The organism is Endozoicomonas sp. ONNA1, from assembly GCF_024606325.1.
Lineage (GTDB): Bacteria > Pseudomonadota > Gammaproteobacteria > Pseudomonadales > Endozoicomonadaceae > Endozoicomonas_A.
Window position 1 is genome coordinate 1 of record NZ_JAHHPN010000579.1, and the last position, 1,908, is coordinate 1,908.

The 1,908-nt window shown below is 49.3% G+C and carries 1 protein-coding gene; it reads right to left on the reverse strand.

Features of this window, described 5'->3' with window-relative positions:
* Positions 1–1,908, reverse strand: a 1,908-nt coding sequence (locus KDK19_RS13290) for a pentapeptide repeat-containing protein (protein ID WP_257292148.1), incomplete at both ends; no start/stop codon positions are given.

Consider the following 1,908-nt stretch of genomic DNA (forward strand, 5'->3'; position numbering starts at 1 on the left):
TTTTAATTTCTTCAATATGTTGGGACAGAATATCCCGGCTTAAATCATCCAGCGGTGTTGAGCGACCGCTTAGACACTCACTTTTCCCCATCACCTCCAGCCATCGTTTCAGATTGAACTCATTGTTCTGATTAACACACGACTCATATAGGATTCGGGAAAGCCGCCGTGTACTTTCATACACTAGGCCTTTTATATCATATTCAGGAAAAAAACGGACATTGTCCAATAGCGAGGTTGAAAGCCGCTTGCCTTCAAAATAACATCCGCTGAAAAAGCTATTTTCGATAGTAGCACTGTTTAACAGCTCTGTATTGAATTTACATCTGCGAAATATAGCGGATTGCAGTACTGTACCCTTCATTGAACAGCCGCTGAAATCAATCCCTTCAAATTTATGCTTCAACCCGTTCAGCTTAAGACCATCCAGGGAATCCAGCTTGCCCTCCCAGAGATGTGGGTTTTGCTCAAACAGCAACTTTCTGCACTCTTCACCACAGTGCTTGACGAGTCCTTCGATTTCTTTGTTAACCTTGCTGTCTTCACGGGTTGACTCATGGGAACAGGACTGCTGAAAAAGCAGTTCCAGCGGGCGCCCGTCGGGCCAGTGGCTGAAGCGTTGCTTGAGTGTACCGAGCAATCGCCGCTGTTTTTCGGGAGAACTGATCTCAATTTTGTTCAACTCGTCAAGCAAAGATAAAGGTTTGGAAAAACGGGTTTCCTGTGACTCCTCGTGCTGAATCACACTTTGATAGTCATCGGTTGACTGCGCAATGATTTTCTCATTACGGGCGAAGGCCTCCAAACCAAAGTAATCCCCCGTATATTGGCTGTTGTTTCTATAAATTTGTGCATCCATACGGCCCAGTGTTGCAGAAGTCAAACGCATGTGCATGACCCTATCATTTATATGCCTGGAATGATCCGCCAGCCCCTCCGTGATTCGGGAAAATGTATATTCGGTGTCGCATTTCATCCTGCGTGCCGAAGCCTCGGCAGTGATATGCCAAAGCGGTTTTATCCCGATCTGAGTTCGTCGTTCAAAGGAGTTCAGAGCCGCTTCATTATTCAGGCTGATCACAATCTGTTCACTGGTCTGTTGCCGCTCTGCACAAAAGTTTAACTCGTGCCCGGGGCAGAACTGCCTGACGGGGTTGTCCTCAATGCCATGGGGCAGCCCCGGGCGGTAATACACCAGACGTCCTGCGCGAATACGACAATGGATTTCCCAATCGAGCAATTGTTCGTCATTGAAGTTCAGCAATTCTTTAAGAAACGCTTTTTTGCAGGTGTTTACTGGCGTATTGATATCCGCTGCCACGGCACGATTCATATCACCAAGGCAGCCGTGGTATTCAGCCAGAGCGTCCAGCCATTGCTCCTCCAGGTCGGCGGTAGCTGGTCGCTCCCCACCAATGCCCAACTCTGCCAGTTCCCTGAACAATGCTTCAACCACCGCTTTACTGTGTCCGGGAAAGGTGAGGGTCAGTTGATTTTCAAAACTCAGGGCTTCAGGCAGGTTCGGAGGAGAAAACAGAATACTGCCGCCTTCACAGACGGCCGATTCGAGTTCAACTGCCTGTACCGGTTGGTCGCTCAGGTGTGCGGCCTTCAGCTGTTCCTGACTCAAATAACTGACGCTCTGGCCTGTCAGTTTGGCAAAACCGTGGCTGAATTCAGCCAGCTGTACTTTCGCATCACCGCCTTGGCCGGTTCTTGAACTGACTCGTGCAGGGAAGCTCGGTGCAGGCAGGGGAGTCTTGATGGCTGGCAGTTCTGCAATAGACGGCACGTCGGCGGCTAACGATGCCCGGCACTTGTTAACAACGTCCTGCAGAACCATCACGGTCTTGTCAATGGTATTGTGATGCTTTTCGTCCCATCGTGTTTTATCTTTGGCTAACTGCT